The sequence below is a fragment of the Micromonospora sp. A202 genome (assembly GCF_006715105.1).
In the GTDB taxonomy this organism is placed as follows: domain Bacteria; phylum Actinomycetota; class Actinomycetes; order Mycobacteriales; family Micromonosporaceae; genus Micromonospora; species Micromonospora zamorensis.
Genome location: NZ_VFMP01000001.1, coordinates 4,459,234 through 4,485,074, shown reverse-complemented (window position 1 = coordinate 4,485,074; position 25,841 = coordinate 4,459,234). Strand labels below are relative to the sequence as shown.

21 protein-coding genes are annotated in these 25,841 nt (G+C 71.3%); 15 read left to right on the top strand and 6 right to left on the bottom strand.

Features of this window, described 5'->3' with window-relative positions; translation table 11 throughout:
* Positions 1 to 188: 188 nt before the first annotated feature.
* Positions 189 to 443, top strand: coding sequence for a flavin reductase (locus FBZ33_RS20615; protein ID WP_141910346.1), 255 nt, complete (start codon positions 189 to 191; stop codon positions 441 to 443).
* 18 nt (positions 444 to 461) lie between these two features.
* Here FBZ33_RS20615 and FBZ33_RS20610 read toward each other — a convergent pair whose 3' ends face one another.
* Entirely contained in the window at positions 462 to 860 is a 399-nt protein-coding gene (locus FBZ33_RS20610) for a hypothetical protein (protein ID WP_141910345.1), read from the bottom strand.
* On the bottom strand, positions 857 to 1,180 hold the full coding sequence (locus FBZ33_RS20605) for a hypothetical protein (protein WP_141910344.1): 324 nt from the start codon (positions 1,178 to 1,180) through the stop codon (positions 857 to 859). The genes FBZ33_RS20610 and FBZ33_RS20605 overlap by 4 nt, the downstream gene beginning before the upstream one ends.
* Before the next feature lie 434 nt (positions 1,181 to 1,614).
* On the opposite strand from FBZ33_RS20605, the gene FBZ33_RS20600 reads away from it, so the two are divergent.
* The 5 genes from FBZ33_RS20600 to malQ all read left to right on the top strand — a co-directional run bounded on the left by FBZ33_RS20600 (position 1,615) and on the right by malQ (position 8,136).
* Positions 1,615 to 2,901, top strand: coding sequence for an ABC transporter substrate-binding protein (locus FBZ33_RS20600; RefSeq protein WP_141910343.1), 1,287 nt, complete (start codon positions 1,615 to 1,617; stop codon positions 2,899 to 2,901).
* A 55-nt stretch (positions 2,902 to 2,956) separates the two neighbouring features.
* Positions 2,957 to 3,952, top strand: a complete 996-nt coding sequence (locus FBZ33_RS20595) for a carbohydrate ABC transporter permease (protein WP_099855593.1) — start codon at positions 2,957 to 2,959, stop codon at positions 3,950 to 3,952.
* A gap of 1 nt (position 3,953) precedes the next feature.
* Positions 3,954 to 4,796 carry a carbohydrate ABC transporter permease gene (locus FBZ33_RS20590; protein ID WP_141910342.1) on the top strand — a complete coding sequence of 281 codons (843 nt, stop codon included), beginning with the start codon at positions 3,954 to 3,956 and terminating at the stop codon, positions 4,794 to 4,796.
* Between the two features lie 10 nt (positions 4,797 to 4,806).
* Positions 4,807 to 6,015 carry an ABC transporter ATP-binding protein gene (locus tag FBZ33_RS20585; protein ID WP_141910341.1) on the top strand — a complete coding sequence of 403 codons (1,209 nt, stop codon included), beginning with the start codon at positions 4,807 to 4,809 and terminating at the stop codon, positions 6,013 to 6,015.
* Between the two features lie 114 nt (positions 6,016 to 6,129).
* Positions 6,130 to 8,136, top strand: a complete 2,007-nt coding sequence (malQ, locus tag FBZ33_RS20580; protein ID WP_141910340.1) for a 4-alpha-glucanotransferase — start codon at positions 6,130 to 6,132, stop codon at positions 8,134 to 8,136.
* A 10-nt stretch (positions 8,137 to 8,146) separates the two neighbouring features.
* Here malQ and FBZ33_RS20575 read toward each other — a convergent pair whose 3' ends face one another.
* The gene (locus FBZ33_RS20575; RefSeq protein ID WP_141910339.1) at positions 8,147 to 9,256 is read right to left on the bottom strand and encodes a winged helix DNA-binding domain-containing protein; all 1,110 of its coding nucleotides are present in this window, start codon (positions 9,254 to 9,256) and stop codon (positions 8,147 to 8,149) included.
* 154 nt (positions 9,257 to 9,410) lie between these two features.
* Here FBZ33_RS20575 and FBZ33_RS20570 point away from each other — a divergent pair, with 154 nt between their 5' ends.
* The 4 genes from FBZ33_RS20570 to wrbA all read left to right on the top strand — a co-directional run bounded on the left by FBZ33_RS20570 (position 9,411) and on the right by wrbA (position 11,947).
* Entirely contained in the window at positions 9,411 to 9,785 is a 375-nt protein-coding gene (locus FBZ33_RS20570) for a hypothetical protein (protein WP_141910338.1), read from the top strand.
* A gap of 119 nt (positions 9,786 to 9,904) precedes the next feature.
* A complete protein-coding gene (locus FBZ33_RS20565; RefSeq protein ID WP_141910337.1) occupies positions 9,905 to 10,663 on the top strand; it encodes a HipA family kinase in 759 nt (252 codons plus the stop codon).
* The gene (locus FBZ33_RS20560) at positions 10,660 to 11,028 is read left to right on the top strand and encodes a DUF3037 domain-containing protein (RefSeq protein ID WP_141910336.1); all 369 of its coding nucleotides are present in this window, start codon (positions 10,660 to 10,662) and stop codon (positions 11,026 to 11,028) included. The genes FBZ33_RS20565 and FBZ33_RS20560 overlap by 4 nt, the downstream gene beginning before the upstream one ends.
* A gap of 301 nt (positions 11,029 to 11,329) precedes the next feature.
* Positions 11,330 to 11,947, top strand: coding sequence for an NAD(P)H:quinone oxidoreductase (wrbA, locus tag FBZ33_RS20555; RefSeq protein ID WP_088949114.1), 618 nt, complete (start codon positions 11,330 to 11,332; stop codon positions 11,945 to 11,947).
* 85 nt (positions 11,948 to 12,032) lie between these two features.
* Here the strand turns inward: wrbA and FBZ33_RS20550 are convergent, their stop codons facing one another.
* Positions 12,033 to 13,955: an anthranilate synthase family protein gene (locus FBZ33_RS20550; protein WP_141910335.1), complete on the bottom strand. Its 1,923-nt coding sequence runs from the start codon at positions 13,953 to 13,955 to the stop codon at positions 12,033 to 12,035.
* A gap of 205 nt (positions 13,956 to 14,160) precedes the next feature.
* On the opposite strand from FBZ33_RS20550, the gene FBZ33_RS20545 reads away from it, so the two are divergent.
* The 3 genes from FBZ33_RS20545 to FBZ33_RS20535 all read left to right on the top strand — a co-directional run bounded on the left by FBZ33_RS20545 (position 14,161) and on the right by FBZ33_RS20535 (position 18,629).
* Positions 14,161 to 15,573 carry an FGGY family carbohydrate kinase gene (locus FBZ33_RS20545; RefSeq protein WP_141910334.1) on the top strand — a complete coding sequence of 471 codons (1,413 nt, stop codon included), beginning with the start codon at positions 14,161 to 14,163 and terminating at the stop codon, positions 15,571 to 15,573.
* Positions 15,574 to 15,672: 99 nt separating this feature from the next.
* A complete protein-coding gene (locus tag FBZ33_RS20540) occupies positions 15,673 to 18,210 on the top strand; it encodes a nitrate- and nitrite sensing domain-containing protein (protein WP_185755371.1) in 2,538 nt (845 codons plus the stop codon).
* Between the two features lie 5 nt (positions 18,211 to 18,215).
* Positions 18,216 to 18,629: a roadblock/LC7 domain-containing protein gene (locus FBZ33_RS20535; protein ID WP_197699692.1), complete on the top strand. Its 414-nt coding sequence runs from the start codon at positions 18,216 to 18,218 to the stop codon at positions 18,627 to 18,629.
* A gap of 82 nt (positions 18,630 to 18,711) precedes the next feature.
* Here the strand turns inward: FBZ33_RS20535 and FBZ33_RS20530 are convergent, their stop codons facing one another.
* Positions 18,712 to 20,055, bottom strand: coding sequence for a GH1 family beta-glucosidase (locus FBZ33_RS20530; RefSeq protein ID WP_088949110.1), 1,344 nt, complete (start codon positions 20,053 to 20,055; stop codon positions 18,712 to 18,714).
* An 844-nt stretch (positions 20,056 to 20,899) separates the two neighbouring features.
* Between FBZ33_RS20530 and FBZ33_RS20525 the strand changes: the two genes are divergently transcribed.
* Positions 20,900 to 23,806, top strand: a complete 2,907-nt coding sequence (locus tag FBZ33_RS20525; protein WP_141910333.1) for a glycoside hydrolase family 48 protein — start codon at positions 20,900 to 20,902, stop codon at positions 23,804 to 23,806.
* A 334-nt stretch (positions 23,807 to 24,140) separates the two neighbouring features.
* Here the strand turns inward: FBZ33_RS20525 and FBZ33_RS20520 are convergent, their stop codons facing one another.
* Positions 24,141 to 24,773, bottom strand: coding sequence for a DUF3159 domain-containing protein (locus tag FBZ33_RS20520; RefSeq protein WP_088951882.1), 633 nt, complete (start codon positions 24,771 to 24,773; stop codon positions 24,141 to 24,143).
* Positions 24,774 to 24,949: 176 nt separating this feature from the next.
* Here FBZ33_RS20520 and FBZ33_RS20515 point away from each other — a divergent pair, with 176 nt between their 5' ends.
* Entirely contained in the window at positions 24,950 to 25,837 is an 888-nt protein-coding gene (locus FBZ33_RS20515) for a phosphatase PAP2 family protein (protein ID WP_185755370.1), read from the top strand.
* Positions 25,838 to 25,841 lie beyond the last annotated feature (4 nt).

The following is a 25,841-nucleotide window of genomic DNA, read 5'->3' as shown; positions in this document are numbered from 1 at the left end:
CGACGGTAGTCGCCCCATCACCACACTGTCACCAGTGGCGGGTCCGCCGGTGGCCGGAATGGCGGCGGCGGGCCCTGCCCTCCGGGGTCGCTCCCGTTTCCCCCTTGCGGGAGCGGCCCCTTCCCCGTCCCCGAGGAGGTCGTTGTGCTCACCCCGATAGTCCAGCAGCCCTCGGCGCGGTGGCGGTGATGGTGGTCCGGCCGCCCGTCCCGCACGTCGCCATGCGCCCGCTCTGGCGGTGCCGGAACTGTGGCACCGAGTGGCCCTGCCAACCGGCCAAGCTCGCTCTGCTGACGGAGTACCGGGCCAACCGGACCGCACTGCTGATCTACCTCGGCACTCTGATGCACGAGGCGACGAACCAGCTCACCCAACTCCACCCGGATCATCCACCGACCAGGATGACCGAGCGCTTCCTCTCCTGGGCCAGGGCCCGGGGCTGACGCTCGGCCCGCCGTTGTTCATCCCGGAAAGTGGATCAGAGGCACCCCGTCGGAGTATCCGGGCCCCTCGCCGGTGAGCACCGCGGCATCGTGGGTCAGGCCCGCAACGGCGGCCGCTGCAAGGTCGAAACGGCGGGTCCTACGCTGCCAGAAGGTCAGCTCCGGTAGATCCTCCGCCCGCTCGGGCAGCAACGCGCAGGAAGTCAGGGCCAGCAGCTTGTGCAGCAGGGCCAGGTCCTTGCCGGCCGCCATGGTCAACGCCTCGGTCGCTGCCACCACCGGCACCCCGAACCGCACGCCGTCCTCAATCACCTCGTGGACGGGCTCGCCCACGTGCACCGTCCGGAGGACGGCGTATCCCAGCAGGGCCGACCGGTCCAGGATGAGCCGGACAGGTGGTGTTGTCTCTGATGTCATGCGGCGTCGGCGCGGGGCGCAGTGTCGTCGCCGTTCATCTCGGCCTCCATGGCGGCGCGGATCTTGGCGCGCTCCGCCTCGAACCGCTCCGAGGACCATTCGGCCTCGACGCCCAGGCGGCGGGCCCGAGACTCCGCGACACCCTGCTCAGTGACGTGAATGCCGGCGGCGAGCAACAACTCCTTGTGCTGCTCCACCCGCCTGCGCCGACGTACCGACTCGGTGACGTAGGCACTGGCCATGCGGTTGCCCTGGCTCTCCAGGATCTGACTCACGTCCGGGGGAACGGAGATCGTGAAGCGGCGCTGAGGCTCTGTCATACGCGCAGCATACACCTGTCATACTCTTGCGCCTTCTGCCGTCAGGCAGGCCCGCCGTCTCAGCGTGTGATCGACTCGCTTTTCTGAAAGGCGGGGTTCTCTGGCGCGCTGATAGCGCGACTTTCAGGAAGGCGAGTTGATCGTGCGCTGGTAGGGCGGTCAGTCCAGGAAGCCGAGTCGATCACGCCCGGCGGTCCGTTCAGGGCGGCCGAGTCGATCATGAGCGGTGTCGGGGCGCAGGGCATACAGGGCCGGTCGCTGTGCGCACTCTCGGTGTGACAGCCAGGTTTCGCGACTCCGCAGGTGGGGCAGAGTAGCCGCACGGAGCATCCGGGTCGGGGTGTTTCCGCAGCTCACTGGCCCGGAATCGTCTCGCCGTGCGCCGGGGCACGGATGGCCCCTCCCCGGTTTTCGCCGAAGAGAGGGGGAGGGCGATGACGGACCCCGAAACGGCTCGACACCGACGCCGGCCGATTGTTCGGCTTGGGGCGGCGGCTGCCACGCTGGCGCTGGTCGCACCGCTGGCCGCGTGCGGCGCCGACGACGCTGGTGGCCCACCGACGCTCAACCTGTACTACCCGCCGGAGCAGAACCTCCAGAAGGTCGTCGACGACTGCAACGCGCAGGCCCAGGGGCGCTACGAGATCGCCTACCGGGTGCTGCCCCGGCAGGCCGACGACCAGCGGGTGCAGATGGTGCGCCGGCTGGCCGCCGAGGACAGCGGCATGGACCTGCTCGGCCTGGACGTCACCTGGACCCAGGAGTTCGCCAGCGCCGACTGGATCCGCGAGTGGACCGGCCAGGACAAGGCCGAGGTCGAGCAGGGCACCCTCGCCGGGCCGCTGGACACCGCCCGCTACGAGGACAAGCTGTACGCGGCACCGAAGAACACCAACGTGCAGTTGCTCTGGTACCGCAAGGACCTCGTGCCGCAGCCGCCGACCACCTGGGACCAGATGATCAGCGCGGCCCAGCAGCTCAAGGACCAGGACAAGCCGTACCGGGTGCTCACCATGGGCGCCCAGTACGAGGGTCTTGTCGTCCTCTACAACACCCTGGCCGAGAGTGCCGGCGGGAAGATCGTCAGCGACGACGGTAAGCAGGCCGTGATGGACGACGGCACGGTGCGGGCGTTGGAGCAGTTGAAAAAGTTCGCCACGTCGGGCGTGACCTCGCCGTCGTTCAGCAACGCCACCGAGGACCCGGTCCGGTTGGAGTTCCAGTCCGGTTCGGGCGCGTTCCAGGTGAACTGGCCGTTCGTCTACCCGGCCATGCAGGAGGCCAACCCGGAGCTGGCCAAGCAGGTCGGCTGGGCGCGGATCCCCGGCATCGACGAGGGCACCCCCAGCAAGGTCACCATCGGTGGGGTCAACCTGGCGGTCAGCTCCTACTCCAAGCACCCGGAGATGTCCTTCGAGGCGGCCCGGTGCATCCGCAGCGCCGAGCACCAGAAGTTCTCCGCCATCAACGACGGTGTGCCCCCCACTATCGAAGCCGTCTACGACGAGCCGGAGATGACCGAGGCGTACCCGATGAAGGACACCATCCTGGAGGAGCTGAAGGACCCGGCCACCCGGCCGTTGACCCCCGCCTACCAGAGCATCTCCACAGTGATGTCGGCGATCCTGTCGCCACCGTCGGCGATCAACGCGCAGAAGACCGCCGACGAGCTGCGTGGCGCCATCGCCGATGCCCTCGAGTCGAAGGGGGTGCTGCCGTGAGCGCGAGGAGTGAGCCGTTCCTGCGAGCCCCGCAGTCGCGAAGGAAGGTGGCCCCGTGAGTATCAACGCCACACCGACCGGCGCTGATGTCGCCGCCGAGGAGACCGACCGGTCCGCAGGCCGGCCCGCCACCGTCCCGAAGCAACGCGGCGGCCGTGGCAAGGGGCCGTTGAGTGAGAACAAGAAGGCCGAACGCCGGTTGGGTCTGCTTCTCTGCGCACCCGCCGCGTTGGTCATGGTCCTGGTGACCGCGTACCCGATCATCTATTCGGTCTGGTTGTCGTTGCAGCGTTTCGACCTGCGCTTTCCCGACCAGCGCGAGTTCATCGGGCTGGAGAACTACGTCACTGTGCTCACCAACGAGTTCTGGTGGACCGCGTTCGGGGTGACGGCGTTGATCACGGTGGTCACCGTGGCGGTCGAGCTGGTGCTCGGCATGGGCCTGGCGATCATCATGCACCGCACCCTGATCGGGCGCGGCCTGGTCCGGACCTCGGCGCTCATTCCCTACGGGATCGTCACCGTGGTCGCCGCGTTCTCCTGGCGGTACGCCTGGACGCCGGAGACCGGCTACCTGGCCAACCTGTTCAGCGACGGCGCGCCGCTCACCGAGCGGGCCAGCTCCTTGGCGATCATCATGCTGGCGGAGATCTGGAAGACCACCCCGTTCATGGCGCTGCTGCTGATGGCCGGGCTGGCGCTGGTGCCGGAGGACCTCCTCAAGGCTGCCTCGACCGACGGCGCGACCGCCTGGCAGAAGTTCACCAAGGTCATGTTGCCGGTGATGAAGCCGGCGATCCTGGTCGCGCTGCTGTTCCGCACCCTGGACGCGTTCCGGGTCTTCGACAACATCTTCGTGCTGACCGCCGGCGGCAACGAGACGTCCTCGGTGTCGATGCTCGCCTACAACAACCTGATCCGGGGCCTCAACCTCGGCATCGGCTCGACGATGTCGGTGCTGATCTTCATCACCGTGGCGATCATCGCCTTCGTCTTCGTGAAGCTGTTCGGCACCGCTGCCCCGGGCAGCGACGACGGGGAGAGGCGCTGACATGGCCACCGGTACCGAAACCACCACCCGGGCGAAGGTGCGCTGGGGGCTGCTGGACGTCCTGGTGGTCGTCTTCGCGCTCGTCCCGGTGCTGTGGATCGCGTCGTTGTCGTTCAAGACGCCGGCCACCCTCACCGACGGGAAGGTCATCCCCCGGGAGTGGACGCTGGACAACTACAAGACCATCTTCGACACCGACCAGTTCGTCCGGGCCCTGGTCAACTCCATCGGCATCGCGCTGATCGCCACGCTGATCGCGGTGGTGCTCGGGGCGATGGCCGCGTACGCGATCAGCCGACTGGACTTCCCGGGCAAGAAGCTGCTGGTCGGCGTCTCCCTGCTGATCGCGATGTTCCCGCAGGTGTCGCTGGTGTCGCCGCTGTTCGAGATCGAGCGGCAACTCGGCCTCTTCGACACCTGGCCCGGGCTGATCCTGCCGTACATCACCTTCGCGCTGCCGCTGGCGATCTACACGCTGTCGGCGTTCTTCAAGCAGATCCCGTGGGACCTGGAGAAGGCCGCGAAGATGGACGGGGCCACGCAGGGGCAGGCGTTCCGGCGGGTGATCGCGCCGCTGGCCGCGCCCGGGTTGTTCACCACGGCGATTCTGGTCTTCATCTTCTGCTGGAACGACTTCCTGTTCGCCATCACGCTGACCTCCACCGAACGCGCCCGTACGGTGCCGGTCGCCCTGTCGTTCTTCACCGGCGAGTCGCAGTTCGAGGACCCCACCGGGGCGATCTGCGCCGCCGCCGTGGTGATCACCGTTCCGATCATCCTGTTCGTTCTCTTCTTCCAGCGCCGCATCGTGTCCGGTCTGACCTCCGGCGCAGTCAAGGGATAGGTGAGTAGTCATGGCTGACATCGTGCTGGACAAGGTGAGCAAGAGTTTCCCGGACGGGACCGTCGCCGTGCAGGACGTCGACCTGGAGATCGCCGACGGCGAGTTCGTGATCCTGGTCGGCCCCTCGGGCTGCGGAAAGTCCACCACCCTCAACATGATCGCCGGGTTGGAGGACATCAGCTCCGGTGAGCTGCGCATCGCCGGGCAGCGGGTCAACGACAAGGCGCCCCGGGACCGGGACATCGCCATGGTGTTCCAGTCGTACGCGCTGTACCCGAACATGACAGTGCGGGAGAACATGGCGTTCCCGCTGCGGCTGGCGAAGATGGACAAGGAGACCATCAACCGGAAGGTCGACGAGGCGGCGAAGGTGCTGGAGCTGACCTCCCTGCTGGACCGCAAGCCGGCCAACCTCTCCGGCGGTCAGCGCCAGCGGGTCGCGATGGGTCGTGCGATCGTCCGCCAGCCCAAGGCGTTCCTGATGGACGAGCCGCTGTCCAACCTCGACGCCAAGCTGCGGGTGCAGATGCGCACTGTGGTGTCCCGGTTGCAGAAGCAGCTCGGCACCACCACCGTCTACGTCACCCACGACCAGACCGAGGCGATGACCCTCGGCGACCGCGTGGTGATCATGCGCGGTGGCGCGGTGCAGCAGGTCGGGCCACCGCAGGAGCTGTACGACCACCCGCGGAACCTGTTCGTCGCCGGGTTCATCGGCTCGCCGTCGATGAACTTCCTGCACGCCGCCGTGCAGGACGGCAGCCTGCACACCGCCCTGGGTGACGTGCCGATCGGCGACCGGGTCCGTCGGGAACTGGAGTCGGCCGACGCGCCCCGCGAGCTGATCCTCGGCATCCGCCCCGAGCACTTCGAGGACGCCGAGCTGGTCGACGACGACACCCGTCGCCGGGGCATGGAGTTCGAGGCGCCGGTGGACATCGTCGAGTCGATGGGCTCGGACAAGTACGTCTACTTCACCGTGGAGGGCGAGAAGGCCAGCGCCGCCGAGTTGGAGGAGTTGGCCGCCGACGCCGGTGCCGCCGACTTCGCCGGAGGTGGCGGCAACCTGGTGACCCGGCTGTCCGCGGAGTCGGCGGTCGCCGAGGGGCAGTCGCGACGGGTCTGGTTCAACCTTGAGAAGATTCACCTGTTCGATCCGGCCACCGGGCGCAACCTGACCCTGCGCGACGGTCGGGCGGCGGGGGCGCTCGACGACTGACAGCGTCCAGCGAGGTGGGCCGGCGGGTTCGCCCGCCGGCCCTCAGCGTGTCCTGCGCCGCGCGTCCGGTCGTGGCAAGGTGGTCGGAGGTCGAGTCGTGAGGCGGGGGGCGGGATGAACCGACGACTGGCCGCGCTGGCGAACGCGCACGGCGTGTCCACCTGGTACGAGGACTGGCGGCACCGCCGTGTCGAGGTCGCATCGGAGACCGTGGTGGGCGTGCTCGGGCTGCTCGGTGTGGACGCCACCAGCCCGGCCGCCATCGCCGACGCGCTCACCGCCGCCCGTGCCGTCGACCGGGGCGCACTGCCGGAGGCGGTGGTGCTCGCCCACGGCACCACCCGGGCACTGCCCGGCCCGGGTGTCGTCACCCTTGAGGACGGCGGCCGTCGCGCGGTCGACAGCGAGCTGCCGGGGGACCTGCCGTTGGGCTGGCACCGGTTGGCCTGCGCCGGCCGCGAGGCGACGCTGGTGGTGGTGCCCCGTCGGCTGCCGGTGCCGCCACGCACCTGGGGTTGGATGCTCCAGCTCTACGCGCTCACCTCGGAACGCTCGTGGGGCATGGGCGACCTCGGCGATCTCGCCGAGTTCACCGGTTGGGCCGGTGACACGGGCGCGGGGCTGGTGCTGCTCAACCCGCTGCACGCGGTCGGGCCGGCGCACCCGGTCGCCGCCTCGCCCTATTCGCCCGCCAGTCGACGTTTCGTCAACCCGCTGTACCTGCGGGTCAGTGACACCGCCGCGTACCGTGCGGCGGACCCGGCCACCCGGGCGGTGGTCGACGCCCTGCGCCCCGACCGTGGGGATCTGATCGACTACGACCAGGTGTGGGCCGCCAAGCGGCACGCCCTGGAGCTGCTGCACCCGTACGCCCAGCCGGTCGACCTTGCCGCGGACCCGGCGCTGGCCAGCTTCGCCACCTGGTGCGCGCTCGCCGAGCGGCACGGCAACGACTGGCGTGCCTGGCCGGAGGACCTGCACCACCCGGACGCCCCGGCGGTCGCCGAGCAGCGTCGGCAGCTCGCCGACCGGGTGGCCTTCCACGCCTGGTTGCAGCACCTGTGTGACGAGCAACTGGACGCCGTGACGGCGGCTGCCGGGGCAGCCGGAATGCCGGTCGGCGTGGTGCACGACCTGGCCGTCGGCATCGACCCCGGAGGCGCGGACGGCTGGCAGCTCGCCGACGTGCTGGCCCAGGGTGTGCGCGTCGGCGCGCCGCCGGACGACTTCAACCAGCTCGGCCAGGACTGGGGGCTCGCCGCCTGGCGTCCCGACCGGCTCGCCGCCACCGGGTACGCGGCCTACCGGGACATGCTGCGCCGGACCCTGCGACACGCGGGTGGCCTGCGGGTCGACCACGTCGCCGGCTTGTGGCGGCTGTGGTGGGTGCCACCGGGCGCCGGCGCGGCCGAGGGCACCTACGTGCGCTACGACGCCGAGGCGATGCTCGGCATCCTCGCGCTGGAGGCGCACCGGGCCGGCGCGGTGGTGGTCGGGGAGGATCTCGGCACCGTCCAACCCGCGGTGACCCGTGGGCTGCGCGGGCGCAACATGCTCGGCTCGACAGTGCTGTGGTTCGCTCGCGACGACGACGGCGGCTTCGTCCCGCCGGCCCGTTGGCCGCGCAACGCCCTCGCCACGATCTCCACACACGACCTGCCCACCGCGCCGGGTTTTCTGACCGGCGAGCACGTCCGGGTGCGCGACGAGTTGAAGCTGCTCGGCACCGACGTGGCGGTGGAGCAGGCCCGGGCCGCCACCGACCGGGAGCGGCTGCTGGACATGCTGCGTGCCGAGAGCCTGCTGCCCGACCCGGCGCCGACCGCCGAGCCAGCGTCGCCCGGTGCGGCTCCGACACCCGACGACGGCGAGGTGGTGGTGGCGATGCACGCCGCGCTCGCGGCCAGCCCGACCCGGTTGCTCGGCGTCTCCCTCTACGACGTGCTGGGCGAGGTGCGCCAACCCAACATGCCGGGCACTGTGGACGAGTATCCGAACTGGCGGCTGCCACTGCCGAAAACCGTTGCGGAGATCCCCTCGGATCCTCGGGTGACCCGGATCGTCGACCTGCTCAGCACCGCCCGCCCACGACGGGACAACAGGGCGCCGACCGAGGATTGACGCGGCGCGGTCAGGTCAGCCAGTCGAAGCGGGGAGGCAGCCCAAGGAAGTCCGCGTACTGCCCGAGCGCCTGCTCCACCCGAGCCCGCGCCGCGGCGTCGAGCGTCGTCAGCGGCTGGACCGTCACGGTGACCGCTGCGCGGGCGACCTTGCGCTTCCACACGCCCACCACCCGCCCGGAGCGGACCACTGTGGCCTGGAAGATGCCGTTGTTGCCGGGCACCACGGCCGCCTGGTGCGCGGGGTCGAGCATCAACGACCGGTCCCGGTAGCCGAGCAGGTATTCGTCAAAGCCCGGCAGCACGATCATGTCGTCCAGCGGGGGAGGCGCGGTGTCGGCCAGCGCCGCGTCGACGTGCATCGGCTCGCCGTCGACCCGTACCGTGCTCAGCAGGTCATCGGCGGCGGCCAGGCCGCGCCGCGCGTCGGTCAGGGTGAGGCCGGTCCAGCCGGCGAACTCGCGGGCGGTGACCGGCCCGTGCCCGCGGACGTAGCGGTGGGCGAGCAGGGCCAGCGCCTCGTCCCGTTCCAGGTGGCGTGACTCGGGCGCCCACTCGTCCAGCAGCGCGAAGGTCTGTTCGGTGCCCAGGTTCGGTGCCACGCAGGTCACCCCGCGGACACTCGCGTACCACAGCAGGTGGTAGCCGCGCTGGCCGTCGGTCCCGATGCCGGCGGCGCGCAGGGCGGCGAGGCACTGCGCGCGGGTGAGCCGGCCGCCACCGGCCAGAGCGCTGCCGAGGACGTCCACCGCCCGGTCCGCGTCGGTCTCGGTGAGCCCGAGCTGCGCGCGCCGGGTCGCCGCGCCAGCCAGCGAGCGTACGCCGGTCAGCTCCAGCATCCAGCGGGCGTCGGCGGGAGGGACGAGGTGAACGGTGCCCCGCATCGGCCAGGTGCGTAGTGCCTCGCGTCGCTCCAGCGCCGCCTGCACGTCGACGACGCTCTGCCCGGGCAGCCGCGCGCCCAACGACCACAGACCGCTCGCCAGATCCTGCGCCTGCATCGCGCCGAACCACTGGACCACCCCGGCGACGTCGCCGGGCCGGATGCTCGGGTGCGGGCGTAGCAGCAGACTCGTCATCCGCAGATCGAGTGCCTCGGACGCCGTCAGCTCCCTGGTCATCGGACTCCCTTCCCCGCAGGTGGTTGCGCCAGGTTAGGGCACCCGACCGACAGTGGGCCTGCGGCGATGGCCCGGCTGGGCTGGCATAACGGCCCAGGCAGTGGGAAGGCGGTCACCCGGAAGTGCGCGCGCCGCGCGTACGGAAGGGAGTCCCATGACTGCCGCAAGCGAACCGGCCGGGTCGCGGACCCACCGGGCGCCCACCACCGCCGCCAAGACCAGCGCGGCCGCCACCTTCGCTCTGGTCTTCGGGGTGGCCGGCCTGCTCAGCGTGCTGACCGCCATCCTCGCCTGGATCGGGCTGGTGCTCGGCATCATCGGCATCATCCTCGGCATCGTCGGGTTGAAGATGGCCCGCCGGCCCGGGGTGACCGGCCGGGGCGTGGCCATCGGCGGCCTCGTGTTGAGCATCCTGGCCGTCCTGATCGGCCTGGGCCTCGCCGCGGGCATCACCACCTTCGTCAACAACGACAGCGCGGTGGACCGCCTCCAACAGCAGGTCGACGACCTACGCGACAAGCTCGACTGACCCACCCGCTTCGGCGGGCACGCACCGGTGAGCGTGATGACTGTGAGGCATTTTTATGACTCAGAGGTATCGCGCTCATCGGTGCGGGCCGGGCAACCGGTCCCAGTAGGGTGGGCGTCGTGCTCCGCCAGGTCACCGCGATCCGCTACGTCACCCCGCTGCGCGAGGGTGGGTCGCTGCCTGGCGTCGTGGAGGCCGACGACCTGGGCACGTACGTGGCGAAGTTCCGAGGCGCCGGCCAGGGGCCCAAGGCGCTGATCGCCGAGGTGATCTGCGGTGAGCTGGCCCGCCGCCTGGAGCTGCGGGTGCCCCCGCTGGTGGTGCTCGACATCGACCCGGTCATCGGGCGGGCCGAGCCCGACCAGGAGGTGCAGGAGCTGCTGCGCAACAGCGGCGGCGCCAACCTGGGGATGGACTTCCTGCCCGGGGCGCTCGGCTTCGACCCGATGGCGCATCCCGTCGACGCGGCGCTGGCCTCCCGGGTGCTCTGGTTCGACGCGTACGTGGAGAACGTCGACCGGAGTTGGCGTAACCCGAACCTGCTGGTCTGGCACCGGGAGCTGTGGTTGATCGACCACGGGGCCTCGCTGTACTTCCACCACAACTGGCCCCGGGCCCAGGCGGCAGTGCACCGGGCCTACCGAGCTGAGGACCACGTGCTCGCCCCGTACGCGTCACTGTTGGCCGAGGCCGACGCCGAGCTGGCCCCCCGGGTCACCCCGGAGCTGCTCACCGAAGTGCTCGCCCTGGTGCCAGCGGACTGGCTGACCGCTGCCGATTTCGAGACGGCCGACGCCGCACGGGCCGCGTACCTGGAGCACCTGTCCCGCCGGGTCGCCCGCACTGCCGACTGGCTGCCGCAGGGGAGCGCCGCATGAGGCATCCCTTCGAGTACGCGCTGATCCGGCTGGTGCCCCGCATCGAGCGCGGCGAGCAGATCAACGTCGGGCTGTTGCTCTACTGCCAGCAACGTGACTTCCTGGCGGCGCGCACGCACCTCGACGCCGACCGGGTCCGCGCACTGGCACCCGACGTGGACCTGCCGGCGGTGGCCGCGGTGCTCGACTCCCTGAACCGGACGTGCGCCGGCGACGGGCCGGCGACCCGGATGCGACTCGGCGAGCGGTTCCACTGGCTGGCGGCTCCGCGCAGCACGATGATCCAGACCGGGCCGGTGCACACCGGGCTCACCGCTGACCCGGCGGCCGAGCTGGACCGGCTGATGGCGGCCCTGGTCCACTGAGCGCGTCCGCCATCCGGTGTGAGCACGCTGGACGGCCCCTGATCGCGCTACGCCAGCGTCGTTGGTGGCGGAGCGCGATCCCCCGTTCAGGTGCCCGGTGCGGGGCGGCGGCTGGTTCCCGCCGGCACCGATGGCATCAGGATCGTCGTCGATGCGGGGCGCAGGGCGAAAACCACCGGGAAGTTGCGGAAAAATTGAGCCCCGCCGATCGGCGGGTGGGATCGTCCGGGCGCAGCCGTTAGAGATCGCGCGCGACGGGTAGTCGCGAGAGCTGACCCGAGACGAGATAGGGGAACATCTGATGGCTGCCCAGACCAAGGTAGCGGTGATCTACTACAGCGCCACCGGCATCACGTACCAGATGGCTCAGGCGGCCTGCGAGGCCGCCGGGGAGGCCGGCGCCGAGGTGCGCCTGCGCAAGGTGCGTGAGCTGGCGCCGGACGAGGCGATCCGCTCCAACTCCGGCTGGCAGGCGCACCGTCTGGAGACCCAGGACGTGCCCGAGGCGATGGTCGACGACCTGTCCTGGGCCGACGTGGTGATCATGGGGGCGCCCACCCGGTACGGCATGGTCGCGGCCCAGCTCAAGCAGTTCATCGACACCACTGGCCCGCTGTGGGCGCAGGGAGCGCTGGCCAACAAGGTCTACTCCGCCTTCACCTCCACGGCGACCTCGCACGGCGGGCAGGAGACCACGCTGACCTCGCTCTTCAACGTCTTCTACCACTGGGGCGGTGTCGTGGTCACCCCCGGCTACACCGACACCAGCCAGTTCATCGCCGGCAACCCGTACGGCGCTTCGCACACGAGCAACAACGGGGAGATCGCCCCGGACGCCGTGGCGCTTGGCGCCTGTGCGCTCACCGCGCGGCGTGCGGTGCTGCTGGGCACCGCGCTGAAGGCGGGCATGGCCGGCTGACGGCGGAAACGACCGGTGGCGCGGGCGGGGGCTCTCGGCCCGTCCGTGCCACCGGTCGTTCCAGCCCTACCCTCCGGCGGAGCGACTATGCGCGCCCGCCGGTGGTGGACAGCTCGTCGGCGCGCGGTGCCGGCAGCAGATCGGTCAGCAACTCGGTCAGCACGGCGAGCCCGTCCGGGCTGAGCACCGACTCGGGGTGAAACTGCACCCCGGCGAAGCCGCGTCCCCGGAGGGCGTGCACGGCCCCGTCACCCGGATCCCGGGCCAACTCCACCGGCCCGTACGCCGTGTCCAGCCGGTCCGCCTCCGCGCGGGCGGTGAACGTCGAGTAGAACCCCACCCGCCGGGTTGTGCCGAACAGCGGCACCTCCCGCTGCAACCCCTGGTAGGGCGCGTCCCTGCGGTGCAGCGGCAGCCCCAACTGACCGGCCAGCACCTGGTGGCCGAGGCAGACGGCGAGGGTGGGTCGGCCGGTCGCCAGCAGCCCGCCCAGCAGCTCCCGCAGCGCCACCATCTTCGGCTCGTCGGTGCTGCCCGGGTCACCCGGCCCGGGACCGGCCACCACCAGGTCGTACCCGTCGACCGAGCCGCTCGCGTGCCACGGTCGGGTGGTCACCGCGAGACCCAACGCGCCCAGCTGGTGGGCCAGCATGCCGGTGAAGGTGTCCTCGGCGTCCACGATCAACGCCTGACGGCCCACCAAACCGGGCAGCCCGGGTGCGTCCGGTGCCCGCTGGTCCAACCAGAACCGCGCCAGCGGTGCGTTGCGCATGGCCAGCGCGTCGCGTACCGCGGGGTCGTCGGCCAGCCGCGCGACCGGCTCGCTCCCACGATCGGGTGCCGCCGGCCCGAGGCCGAGGGCGGCCAGCACACCGGCGGCCTTGGCGTGCGTCTCGGCCACCTCACCGGCTGCCGTCGAGTGCCGGACCAGGGTGGCACCCACCGGGACCCGCAGCCGGCCGGTGGGGGAGATCTCCGCGGTGCGGATCAGGATCGGGGCGTCGAGCGTCTGTCGGCCGGCCTCGTCGTGGCCGAGCAGGGCCAGCACGCCGGAGTAGTAGCCGCGGCCCCGGCGCTCGTGTCGGGCGATCACCCGGCAGGCGTTCTCCATCGGGCTGCCCGTCACGGTGGGGGCGAACATCGTCTCGCGCAGCACCTCCCGCACGTCCCGGGTGCCCCGCCCGGCGAGCAGGTACTCGGTGTGCGCCAGGTGCGACATCTCCTTCAGGTACGGGCCGATCACCTGGCCGCCGTGCTCGGCGACGGTGGCCATCATCTTCAGCTCCTCGTCGAGCACCATGTACAGCTCCTCGACCTCCTTCGGGTCGTCGAGGAACCGCAGCAGCGCCTCCCGGTCCGGGGTGTCACCCGCGCGCCGGAAGGTGCCGCTGATCGGGTTCATCATGACCAGGCCGTCGTCGACGCTGACGTGTCGTTCCGGGCTCGCGCCGACCATCGTCCGGGTGCCGGTGTGCACCACGAACGTCCAGTACGCGCCGCGTTCGGCGACCAGCAACCGGCGCAGCGCGGCCAGCGCCGCCATCAGCGGTGGGCCCTGAACGGTGGCGCGCATGGTGCGGTGGATGACGAAGTTGGCGCCCTCGCCGTGGCCGATCTCCTCGGCGAGCACCCGGTGCACGGTCCGTGCGTACTCCTCGTCGGTGATGTCGAAGGCCGCGTCGATAGTGCGGACCTGCTCGTCGGGCAGGATTGCCAGGGCGTCGGCCAGGGCGATCCGTCGATGGTCGCGGACCTGCAGGCATTCCAGCGGGGCGCCGTCGTCGACGCAGGCGAAGCCGCGTTCGGAGATCTGCCGGAACGGCACCAGGGCCAGCGTCTGCGCACCGGGTGCGCCCGGCGTCAGCGGGATGTCCGCGAGCCGTTCGACAGTGTCGACCGGGCCGGTGAACAGCTCCAGCTCGTCCGCGCCCTCACGGAGTAGCAGGGCGAAGGGACCAGGGTCGACACCGCTGGCGATGGCGGCGATCAGGTCGGTCAGGTGGGTCATCGGGGTCTCCGTCGGGCTGGGCGCCGCCGTTGAGGCGGCCATCCGGCCGGGAGATCCGGCGGCCGCCTGGAGGGCGGCCGCGTGGATGAAGCTACGCGCGGAGGGTGGCCGCCGGATCGGCGGGCCACCAACTGGTCAGATGCGCGAGCATGTGATCCACCCTACGCGCCCGTTGCCCTGTTCGCACCGGGTAACTTGACCGGCGATGAACATTCTCGCGCTCGATCTGGGTACCTCCTCCGTCCGGGGGTTGGTGCTGGACGGGGACACCCAGCCGCTGCCCGGTGCCCTGGCCCGGCGCAAGGTCGACCTCGCCATCGGCGACGACGGCACCGGCACGCTGTCCGGTCCCGACTATCTCGCCTCCCTGGTCGAGTGCCTGGACGAGTTGGCCGACGCAGGGCACCTGCACGACGTCGGTCTGGTGGCGGTCTCCGCGCAGTGGCACTCGGTGCTCCCGCTGGACCGAGCCGGTGCCCCGATGGGCCCGGTGGTCACCTGGCTGGACACCCGGCCCGCGCCGGTCGGCGGCACGGCGGGGCCGGCCGACCCGGACGGCTTCCACCAACGCACCGGCTGCTGGTGGCACCGCTCGTACTGGTCGATGCGGTTGCCCTGGTTGCGGGAGCAGTCCGGCAGCCCGATCGCCCGGTTCGTCGGTCTGCCCGAGTACGTGCTGGGTGAACTGCTCGACTCGGCACCCATGTCGATCTCCCAGGCCTCCGGGACCGGCCTGCTGGACCTGCGCACCCTGCGCTGGGACGAGGAGGCGCTGACGCTGGCCGGGGCGCGACCGCAGGACCTGCCGCCCCTCGGGGAGCTGAACTGGCACGGCCGGCTGCGGGCCGACCTGGCCGGCCGTTGGCCGCAGCTGGCGCAGGCCCGGTGGTCACCGCCGGTCGGCGACGGCGGCGCGTCGAACGTCGGTTCGGGCTGCGTCGACCCGAGCCGCGCCGCCGTCACCGTCGGCACCTCCGCGGCCGTACGGCTGATGCAGCGGATCCCGGCCGGCGAGCCGATGCCCCGGCTCCCCGAACGGCTGTGGCGTTACCGGGTCGACCACGACCACGTGGTGACCGGCGCGGCGTACGGCTGCGGAGGCAACCTGTTCGCCTGGGCGGACCGGGAGCTGCGGTTGCCCCGGGGCGCGGAGCTGGACGCGGCGTTGGCGCTGGTGCCGACGGGCGGTGGCCGACCGGCCGACCCCCGCTTCGGTGGCGACCGGGCGCCCGGCCTGGCGCCAGCGGGCAGCGGCGAACTGCGTGGCCTCAGCTTCAGCACCACCTCGGTGGACATCCTGGCCGGGCTGATGCAGGGGCTGTGTGACCTGGTCACAGAGGATCTCGCCGTGCTGGAGTCCACCATCGACAAACCGGTCGGTGTGGTGCTGGGTGGGGGTGCCGTGGCAGCGTCGGTGTGGTGGCGGCAGGCCTTCGCCGCCGCGCTCGCACCGCGGCCGGTGTCGCACCAACGCAACCCGGAGATCGGCGCCACCGGCGCGGCACTGGTGGCACTTGGCCGGTTCGGTGACGCGATCGGCCTCGCCGACATCGGCCGGACGGACGAGCTGGTCCTGCCGACCACGGCAGGACGGTCCCACCCGCAGTATCCTTCCTGAACCTCCGCGTTGCCCGGGCCGTTGACAGCGCTCCCGAGCCTGGTTGGATGGACGGCGCTCCCCGGACCGCGGTGGACGCGGTAGGACGGAGGAGGCAGGGTGGCGGTAGGTCCCGAGCCGGCGAACGGCGCGGTGTCGAACCATCGCCGGCGACGCTTCGACGTCCGAGTGGTGCCGCACCGGCGGCGCTCGCCGTTCCGCCTGCGGGACTGGCGGATGAGCACCAAGCTCGCCACCGTGCTGGTGGTGCCCTCGATGGCGTTCCTGCTGCTCGCCGGTGTGCAGACCAGCGCGCTGGTGGGGCGGACGACGGTGTTGAACGACTTCTCCAGCCAGGTCGGCATCGGCCGGCAGATCACCGCCGCCGTGCACCAGCTCCAGCAGGAGCGCGACCGTTCGGCGGGTGAGTTGGGCGAGCTGCGCAGGGGCGGCGAGCGGGAGACCACGGCGACCGACCTGAAGCCGTTGCAGACCGCCACCGACCGGGCTGTCGCGGACCTGCGCCGGGCCGCCGAGCCGCTGGCCGACGCCGACGCGTCCTGGCGGGTGGCCTTCTCCGAGGCGCTGGAGGCGTACGACCAGGTGGTCGACATCCGTCCGGCCATCCCACCGGCGGTGCTCAGCAGCGAGACCATCCTGAGCAACTACCACCGGGCCGTCGGCGCGCTGATCGACCTGCTCGCCGAGCCGACCCCTGGTCAGGACCAGCCGGCGTTGAACGACGCGGTGCTGCGCTACGTCCAACTGGCCCGGGTCAAGGAGCTCTCCTCCCGGGTGCGGGCCCAGCTCTACGCCGCCGCCCGCGCCGGTGGGTACGGCACCGAGGACCGGGTGCTCCTCACCGACCTGCGCGCCCAGCAGCTGACCGCGCTCGGCGCGTTCCGGGTGGCCGCGACGTCCGACCAGATCCGCCGGTACGACGAGACGTCGGTGGCCCCGATGTTCGTGGTCGCCACCCGGCTGGAGGAGCGCAGCCTGCCAGCCGGCGACAAGGCGCCGGAGGTGCTGCCGTCGGAGCAGTGGTGGGGGGCCAGCCAGCAGCGGCAGGAGCTGCTGCGCCAGTTTGAGGCGGGTGTGCTCGACGACGCTGTGCGGCAGGCCGACGACGCCAGCGACGGGCAGTTGCGGGCCACCCTGCTGGTCGTCGGCGGGATCGTCGCGGTCCTGCTGGTCGCTCTGCTGATCTCGTTGCTGGTGGGTCGTTCGGTCGCCCGGTCGATGCGGTTGCTGCGGAGCCAGGCGCTCCAGATCGCCCAGGTCGAGCTGCCGGAGGCGCTGGACCGTCTGAAGACCGTCCGAGGCGGGGTGCCGGACATCGATGTCGCGCCGGCGGTGGTCCGCTCGCTCGACGAGATCGGCGAGCTGGCCGAGGCGTTCGTGGCGGTGCACCGCAGTGCCGTCACTGTCGCCGTCGAGCAGGCGCTCATGCGACGCAACGTCAACGCGATGTTCGTCAACCTGGCCCGCCGGAGCCAGGTCCTGGTGGAGCGCCAACTGGAGCTGCTGGACGACCTGGAACGCGAGGAGAGCGACCCGGACCAGCTGGAGAACCTGTTCAAGCTCGATCACCTGGCCGCTCGTATGCGTCGTAACGACGAGAGCCTGCTGGTGCTCGCCGGCACGGACTCCACCCGTCGGTGGAACCGGCCGGTCGGTCTCGGCGCGGTGCTGCTGGCCGCCGCGGCGGAGATCGAGCAGTACCAGCGGGTTCGGATCGAGGCGGTGGCCGACGTGCACATGGTCGGGCACGCCGTCGGCGAGTTGGTGCACCTGCTGGCCGAGCTGCTGGAGAACGCCACCGCCTTCTCGCGCCCGGACACCAGCGTGGTGGTGACCGCCCGGGTCGACTCCGGGGGTGCGCTGATCGAGATCGCCGACCGTGGCCTGGGCATGAGCCCGACGGCGTTGGCCGAGGCGAACGCCGTGCTGGCCACCCCGCCGGCCGCGGACGTCGCGGCGGTGGAGCGGATGGGTCTCTTCGTCGTCAGCCACCTGGCGTCCCGGCTGGGCGTAAGGGTGCGGTTGGACGACCACCAGGGCGGCCTGGTCGCCCGGCTCGCGTTGCCCGCGGTGTTGCTGGCCCCGGCAGGCTCGGTGGAGCTGGATCCGCCGGCGCCGGCCCGGATGCTGGCCACGAGCGCCGCCCGGGGAGTGGCCCGGCAGCCCGGGGCTGTGCGGGAGGCCGTCGCCTCCGGGCCGCGCGTCGAGGCACGGGACCTGCCGGTGGCCGGTCGGCCACCGGGTGTCGCCGTGCCGCGCCAGGGCCGTCCGGTGCCGGTGCGCGCCGAGGACGTGTTGACCCCGGCCGGCGCTCGCGACAACGGCGGGGGCTGGTGGTCGCGGCAGGATCCGTCCGCGCCGGTCGTGCCCGCGCAGCCGGTGCCACCGACGATCCCGGTCACCGCCGGTACGAATGAGCGAGGGCTGCCGATGCGGGTGCCGATGGCACAGTTGAGCGTGGTCACCCGCTCGGCACAACCGACGTCGGCACCGACCCGCACCGACCCGGACCCGGAGGCGGTCGGCGGCATGCTCTCCCGGCTCTACAGCGGAGTGCGGCGCGCCGAGGCCGAGGACACCACCGAGATACCCGTGCCACCGTCCGGGGGGCACGACGAAGGGGGACGACGACAGTGACGACGTTGAGCCAGGAGGCGCGTGACCTGAGCTGGCTGGTGAGCGCGTTCGCGGAGCGGGTGCCGGGCGTGGCGCACGCGGTGGTGGTCTCCTCCGACGGGCTGCTCGTGGCGCTCTCCGACCACCTGCCCCGCGACAACGCGGACAAGCTGGCCGCGGTGACCTCCGGGCTGATGAGCATCACCGCGGGCGCGGCCCAGATGTTCGACGGCGACATCGTCAAGCAGACGGTGGTCGAGATGGGCCGCGGCTACTTCCTGGTGATGCAGGTACGCGACGGTTCGATCCTGGCCACGCTGGCCGCCGGTGACGCGGACATCGGTGTGGTGGGTTACGAGATGGCCCGGCTGGCCAAGCAGGCGGGGGAGATGCTCACCCCGGCGCTGCGGGCGGAGTTGCAGCAGGCGCTGCCCCGCTGACCGACCCCGGCGCTGGGTCCCGGACGGTCACCGGCTCACCGGAGCCGAGCCGTCCGGGCCCGGCTGTCCGGGAGGCGGCCGCTCAGAAGCCGCCGTCAGCGATCACGGAGCGGTACCAGGTGGCGCTGCTCTTGAGCACCCGCCGCTGGGTCGGATAGTCCACGTAGACCAGTCCCCACCGCTGGTCGTACCCCTCGTTCCACTCGAAGTTGTCCAGCAATGACCAGACGTGGAAGCTCTCCAGCGGCACGCCGGCGGCGATGGCCCGGTGTGCGGCGGCGAGGTGGTCCCGGAGGAAGTTGATCCGACCGGCGTCGTGGACGGTGCCGTCCACCGCCAGTGTGTCCGGTGTGGGCAGCCCGTTCTCCGTGACGGTGAGCGGGATCGGGCCGTAGTCGCGGGTGACCCGGGTCAGGATGTCGTACATGCCATCGGGGTAGATCTGCTGCCACTCGGCTTCGGAGGTCGCCCAGCGGTGCTCGGTGCCGCCGTCGGCGGTGACGTAGATGGGCGTGTAGTACTGCACGGCCAGCAGGTCGATCGGTGCGGAGATGATCGCCAGGTCGCCGTCGCGGATGCCCTGGACCATCCGGCTCTGCGGGCCCAGGTCGGCCAGCACGTCCTCCGGGTAGCTGCCCTTGAACAGGGAGTCGAGGTAGAGGCGGTTCTCGTAGCCGTCGTAGAGGCGGGAGGCGGCTGCGGCCTGCGGCGAGTCGTCAGCGGGGTAGCAGGGGTGCAGGTTGAGCGCGGGGCCGATCCGGCTGGCGCTGCCGGTGGCGCGCAGCGCGCTGACCGCGAGCCCGTGCGCGAGCTGCAGGTGGTGGGCGACCAGGTAGGCCGCGTCCGGGTCCTGCCGGCCGGGGGCGTGGTGGCCGACGAGGTAGCCGTTCTGCACCACGGTCTTGGGCTCGTTGATGGTGAGCCAGGCCGGCACCCGGTCGCCGAGGGCCTCGAAGACCGCGTCGGCGTAGTCGGCGAAGCGGAGGGCGGTCTCGCGCGACTCCCACCCGTCGGCGTCCTGCAGGGCCTGCGGGAGGTCCCAGTGGAACAGGGTGGCCATCGGGGTGATGCCGCGCTCGTGGAGGCCGTCGACGAGGCGGCGGTAGAAGTCGAGCCCGCGCTGGTTGGGTGCGCCGGTGCCGTCGGGCTGGATCCGTGGCCAGGAGATGGAGAAGCGGTAGCTGCGCAGCCCGAGGTCGCGCATGAGGTCGAGGTCCTCGGCGTACCGGTGGTAGTGGTCGGCGGCCACGTCGCCGGTGTCGCCGTTACGGGTGCGCCCTGGGACGCGGCTGAAGGTGTCCCAGACGGACTCGCCGCGCCCATCCTCCTTGGCAGCGCCCTCGATCTGGTACGCGGAGGTGGCCGCGCCCCAGCCGAAGTTGTCCGGGAAGCGCAGCGGGCCGGCGGGCCCAGTAGGTATCGACATGGATTCTCCTCATGGATACGGGGCCACCGCCGAAGGTTCGGGAGCGCTCCCATGATAGGGCAGGCGCGGCCGGCCGGTCATCCGGCCGTCGAGGCGGCCGGTGCTGGCGTGGTGGAGGCGGGTCTGGCCCCGAGCAGCGAACGAGGCCGTCCGGGCGGCGCAACGCGCCTGTCCCGTCGGCCTCTTTTCCTATCGTGTACGGGGGTTTAGTGTGGGGACGGGGGAGGGCAACCCCCGTCCCCACCGTAACTGCACACACACGGGCGAGATTTGGGTCCTGCCGTGCGTGTCGCGCGGGAGCCGGGCCACGCGAGTGGCTCTGGTTCCACCTCCCTCCATGTGGCGGGACGATGGCTGACGACGGCGTCCGGGCTGGCCCGTCGTCGGCCCTCGGTTCTGGTTCACCGGGCCCGTCAGAGACGGCCCCGGTGATCTTCTACTTGGAACCTTGTCGATGGAAGCGCTCCCATCGACCGATGTTGCGACTGTAACGCCCGTCACGCCTTTGTGAAAGACCCAAAACGAGATCGAAACAAGGAGCTGATCCGCCGCCGCGCGCGCTTGTTGTGGGAGCGCTTCCATGGCACACTGTCGATTCGACGCGACAGGAGCCACATCGCGTGAGTGCGGGTCCACCGAGGGCAGCCGGCAGCACCACCTCCGGTCACGGTCACCCGAGCGCAGCCGGCGGGACCCCCTCCCGTGCGGGCCGCACCGCCCTACCCCGGCCGGGCCCGGGGAAGACCACCTTCCCGGCGCCTCGAATCCCCCGCGGACCACCACCCTCGCGGGCAGGCGCCTCGCCGGGGACCATCCCGGCCTGGTCCGAGGAGACACCGCGCACATGAGACAACTGGCAATACGCCGGCGCGTGGCGCTCGCCGCCGCCGCGCTGCTCGCCATCGGCGGGGTGACCCTGCCTGCCGGCGCCGCACAGGCCGCACCCGCCTGCGACGTGGTCTACGCGACCAACGACTGGAACACCGGCTTCACCGCGAACGTCACCATCAAGAACCTGGGTGACCCGGTGAGCAACTGGACGCTCAAGTGGACCTTCCCGACCAGCGGTCAGCGGGTCACCCAGGGCTGGTCGGCCAAGTTCAGTCAGACCGGCAGCGAGGTCACCGCGACCAACGAGTCGTACAACGGCAACCTCGCCACCGGGGCCTCCACCACCATCGGCTTCAACGGCTCCCACTCGGGCAGCAACCCGAAGCCCACCTCGTTCACCCTGAACGGGACCCCCTGCAACGGCACCCCGGCCAACCAGCCGCCAACGGTCTCGCTCGGCCTGCCGACCGGGCCGTTCACCGCTCCGGCCGACGTGCCGCTGACCGCCACCGCCAGCGACCCGGACGGGACGATCAGCAAGGTCGAGTTCTACCGCAACGGCCTGCTGATCAACACCGACACCTCCGCCCCGTACGCGTACACCCAGGAGGACCTGCCGGCCGGCAGCTACACCGTCCAGGCCAAGGCGTACGACAACGCCAACGGCATCGGGGTCGACGAGAAGGCGTTCACCGTCGGTGCCGCAACCGGCCCGACGCTGGTCGCCACGCCGTCCGCGGTGAGCGTCGCCGAGGGTGGCACCGCCACCTTCAACCTGAAGCTCAGCGCCGCGCCGACGGCCAACGTGCCGGTCACCCTCACCCGCACCGGCGACACCGATGTCACGGTCTCGCCGGCCACCGCCACGCTGACCCCGAGCAACTGGAGCACCGGGGTCACCGTCACTGTCGCCGCGGCGGAGGACGCCGACACCGCCGGCGGTGCCGCCACCATCACCGCCTCCGCCACCGGGCTCGCCTCGCTGGCGGTCACCGCCACCGAGATCGACAACGACACCCCCGGCGGCGACAACGCCTACATCGCGAAGTTCCTCGACCAGTACGGCAAGATCAAGAACTCGGGTTACTTCAGCCCCGAGGGCGTGCCGTACCACTCGGTGGAGACGCTGATCGTCGAGGCGCCCGACCACGGGCACGAGACCACCTCGGAGGCGTTCAGCTTCTGGCTCTGGCTGGAGGCCTACTACGGCAAGGTCACCCAGAACTGGGCGCCGTTCAACAACGCCTGGACGGTGATGGAAAAGTACATCATCCCCACGCACGCCGACCAGCCGACCGCCGGCTCCGCCGGCACCCCGCAGTACGCCGCGGAGTACAACTTGCCCAGCCAGTACCCCTCGGCGCTGAACGCGAACATCCCCGTCGGACAGGACCCGCTGCGCTCGGAGTTGCAGTCCACCTACGGCACCGGCGACATCTACGGCATGCACTGGCTGATGGACGTCGACAACACCTACGGCTTCGGCCGCTGCGGTGACGGCACCACCAAGCCGGCCTACATCAACACCTTCCAGCGGGGCACCCAGGAGTCGGTGTGGGAAACCGTCCCGCAGCCCTCCTGCGACACCTTCAAGCACGGCGGTCAGTACGGCTACCTCGACCTGTTCGTCAAGGACACCGGCGCCCCCGCCAAGCAGTGGAAGTACACCAACGCCCCGGACGCCGACGCCCGCGCCGTGCAGGCCGCGTACTGGGCGCTGACCTGGGCCAAGGCGCAGAACAAGCAGGCCGACGTAGCGGCCACCATCGCGAAGGCCGCCAAGATGGGTGACTACCTGCGGTACGCGATGTTCGACAAGTACTTCAAGAAGATCGGCAACTGCGTCGGGGCGAGCACCTGCCCCGCCGGCAGCGGCAAGGACTCGGCGCACTACCTGCTGTCCTGGTACTACGCCTGGGGCGGCGCGTACGACGCCAGCCAGAACTGGTCCTGGCGGATCGGCTCCAGCCACAACCACTTCGGCTACCAGAACCCGTTCGCGGCCTGGGCGCTGACCAACACCCCGGAGCTCAAGCCGCAGTCCGCGACCGCGGTCGCCGACTGGACCAAGAGCTTCGAACGGCAGCTGGAGTTCTACACCTGGTTGCAGTCCGCCGAGGGCGGCATCGCCGGTGGCGCCACCAACAGCTGGGACGGCAGCTACGCCCAGCCGCCGGCCGGCACCAGCACCTTCTACGGCATGTTCTACGACGTCGACCCGGTCTACAACGACCCGCCGTCGAACCAGTGGTTCGGTATGCAGGCCTGGTCGATGCAGCGCATCGCCGAGCTGTACCAGCAGACCGGCAACGCGAAGGCCAAGGCGCTGCTGGACAAGTGGGTGCCCTGGGCGATCGCCAACACCACCCTCGGCACCAACTGGTCGATCCCGTCGGACATGGCGTGGACCGGTCAGCCGACCACCTGGAACCCGTCCAGCCCGCAACCCAACACCGGCCTGCACGTCGAGGTCATCAGCAAGGGTCAGGACGTCGGTGTCACCGCCGCCTACGCCCGGATCCTGATCGCGTACGCGGCCAAGTCCGGCAACGTGGCGGCGAAGGACACCGCCAAGGGGCTGCTCGACGCACTGTCGGCCGCCAGCGACGCCAAGGGTGTCTCCACCACCGAGAAGCGTGGCGACTACCGGCGCTTCGACGACGTCTACAACGCGTCCACCGGGCAGGGCCTCTACGTCCCGCCGGGCTGGACCGGGAAGATGCCGAACGGCGACACCATCGCCGCCGGCAAGAGCTTCCTCGACATCCGGTCCTTCTACAAGAACGACCCGGACTGGCCCAAGGTGCAGGCGTACCTGGACGGTGGCCCGGAGCCGAGCTTCAACTACCACCGGTTCTGGGCACAGGCTGACGTCGCCATGGCGTACGCCGACTACGGCAGCCTGTTCCCGAACGGCTGAGGCGACCCGGGGTGGGTGGCGTGGACCGCCCACCCCGGGATCCGCCCGGGTCCGGGGAACGCCGGACCCGGGCCGGCGGACGGCCTGACACCCACGGTCAGGCCGGGGTGGGCCAGCCATCTGGCCGACGCAGCGGATCGGCTGGCCCACCCCACCGCCCGGACTGGAGCCAGCCGCGAAAAAGCCCAGAAATTCGGGCCGTCACGGGATCACGCCGAAGCACACGACGGAGTAACGTACGTCACCGGAGAGGCCGCTCCCCCCGTGGCGGCCTCTCCACTTTTTTGCCCCGCCACCGCCCACTCCGGACCGTCGCCAACCGATCTCCTTCGGGTCAGCGGGGCGGTGCGACCGGGTCCACGGTGACCGGATGACGCAGACCCGGGTGCCCGGCCGGCAACGACCGCCGCAGCACCACCCAGCTCAACGCCAGCGCCGCGGCGACCAGCGGCCAGGTCAGGGCCACCCGGGCCACCACCAGCGCGAGCACCTGCCCGCCCAGGTAGAGCGGCACGAACACCGCGACCCGCAACACGTAGGTCGCCGTCCACACCCAACTGGCCCGGCCGTACCCGCGCAGCAGCGCCGGGTCCCGCCGCCACCGGGCGCGCTGGCCCAGCACCGCCCCGACCAGCACGCCGAGCAGCGGCCAGCGCACCACGATGCTGACCGCCCACGCCAACGCGCTGGCGGCGTTGGAGAGCACCTGGAGAAGGAAGAAGTTCTCGGCCCGGCCGGTGCGCACCGCGATCAACGCCGCGACACAGACCGCCAGCAACCCGATCAGCACCGAGCGCGGGCGGTCACCGCGACGCAGCCGTACGCCGGCCACCACCGCGCCCACGGCGAGCGCCGCGCCGACCCCACCCCACAGCGACTCGCCACCGAGCAGCCAGCCCACCGCGAACGCCAGCGGTGGGAGCGTGGCGTCGATGGCGCCGCGTCGCCCGCCCAGCAGATCCGTCAGCGACTCCGGCCGGGCCGGCGCCGGGTCGGCACCCGTCCGCTGGTCCGGGCCGGGTACGGCCTGCCCGCTGTCGCCCTCCGGTGCACCGCCCACCACGGCCTCCTCGTCTCAGGCACAACCTAACCGGCGGCGGTCGGCGGGCCACCGGTCGGTCGGCCGCGACCGGCCGCTACGGTGTGCGGATGCGCGCGACGGCACGGGGTTGGACCGCGGTCTGGTTGGTCGTACTGGCCCTCGTCCAGGCGGCCGCCTTACTCGCCGTCTGGCGGGTGGCCGTGCACACCGAGATCGGTCAGTGGGTGGACACTGTCGCGCTGACCGGCAACCGGATCGGACAGGACACCATCGACGGACCCGTCAACCGGATCCTCAACGCGATGTCGGTGGTCTCCCTGGTGGCCGCCACCGCGATGATCGGGTTCATCGCGCTGATCCGGGGGCGGATCGCCCTCGCCATCACCGCGACCCTGCTGATCGCCGGGGCGAACGTCTCGACCCAACTGCTGAAGCACGGGCTGAGCCGGCCCGACTTCGGCCTCGACCCGGAGCGCGCCGCGGTGGGCAACAGCCTGCCCAGCGGGCACACCACGGTGGCCGCCTCGGTAGCGATCGCGCTGATGCTCGTCCTGCCCCGCAAGGTGCGAGCGGTCGGCGCCTTCATCGGTGCCGGCTACGCCGCCATCGCCGGGGTCGCCACCCTCTCCGCCGGTTGGCACCGGCCCAGCGACGCCGTCGCCGCGTACCTCGTGGTGGGTGTCTGGGCGGCCCTGGCCGGGCTGGTCCTGCTCGTCTTCCAGCGGGAGCAGGCCGAGGTCGCGCCCGGCGACGCGCACCGGGTCGCCGCGCTGGTGCTCGGGGTGGGCGGTGTGCTCGCCCTGGTCGCCTGTGGGCTGGCCCTGGCCTGGCTGATCGAGCTGCGGGACACCGGACCAGACGAGCTGAGTCGGCGCCCATTGTTCATCGGGTACGCGGGCAGCGCGGCCGGGATCGCCGGCACGATGGCGGTGGTGATGGCGCTGGCGCTCACCGTCGTGCATCGGCTGGTGCCTCGGGTCAAGGGCTGAGCCG

What these genes read in the sequence shown, in the direction of transcription:
- FBZ33_RS20590 (WP_141910342.1), top strand. Translation starts at nt 3,954, where the DNA reads ATGGCCACCGGTACCGAAACCACCACCCGGGCGAAGGTGCGCTGGGGG.
- wrbA (WP_088949114.1), top strand. Translation starts at nt 11,330, where the DNA reads ATGGCTGCCCAGACCAAGGTAGCGGTGATCTACTACAGCGCCACCGGC.
- FBZ33_RS20610 (WP_141910345.1), bottom strand. Translation starts at nt 860, where the DNA reads ATGACATCAGAGACAACACCACCTGTCCGGCTCATCCTGGACCGGTCG.
- FBZ33_RS20570 (WP_141910338.1), top strand. Translation starts at nt 9,411, where the DNA reads ATGACTGCCGCAAGCGAACCGGCCGGGTCGCGGACCCACCGGGCGCCC.
- FBZ33_RS20615 (WP_141910346.1), top strand. Translation starts at nt 189, where the DNA reads ATGGTGGTCCGGCCGCCCGTCCCGCACGTCGCCATGCGCCCGCTCTGG.
- malQ (WP_141910340.1), top strand. Translation starts at nt 6,130, where the DNA reads ATGAACCGACGACTGGCCGCGCTGGCGAACGCGCACGGCGTGTCCACC.
- FBZ33_RS20530 (WP_088949110.1), bottom strand. Translation starts at nt 20,055, where the DNA reads ATGTCGATACCTACTGGGCCCGCCGGCCCGCTGCGCTTCCCGGACAAC.
- FBZ33_RS20600 (WP_141910343.1), top strand. Translation starts at nt 1,615, where the DNA reads ATGACGGACCCCGAAACGGCTCGACACCGACGCCGGCCGATTGTTCGG.
- FBZ33_RS20605 (WP_141910344.1), bottom strand. Translation starts at nt 1,180, where the DNA reads ATGACAGAGCCTCAGCGCCGCTTCACGATCTCCGTTCCCCCGGACGTG.
- FBZ33_RS20525 (WP_141910333.1), top strand. Translation starts at nt 20,900, where the DNA reads ATGAGACAACTGGCAATACGCCGGCGCGTGGCGCTCGCCGCCGCCGCG.
- FBZ33_RS20550 (WP_141910335.1), bottom strand. Translation starts at nt 13,955, where the DNA reads ATGACCCACCTGACCGACCTGATCGCCGCCATCGCCAGCGGTGTCGAC.
- FBZ33_RS20560 (WP_141910336.1), top strand. Translation starts at nt 10,660, where the DNA reads ATGAGGCATCCCTTCGAGTACGCGCTGATCCGGCTGGTGCCCCGCATC.
- FBZ33_RS20575 (WP_141910339.1), bottom strand. Translation starts at nt 9,256, where the DNA reads ATGACCAGGGAGCTGACGGCGTCCGAGGCACTCGATCTGCGGATGACG.
- FBZ33_RS20545 (WP_141910334.1), top strand. Translation starts at nt 14,161, where the DNA reads ATGAACATTCTCGCGCTCGATCTGGGTACCTCCTCCGTCCGGGGGTTG.
- FBZ33_RS20585 (WP_141910341.1), top strand. Translation starts at nt 4,807, where the DNA reads ATGGCTGACATCGTGCTGGACAAGGTGAGCAAGAGTTTCCCGGACGGG.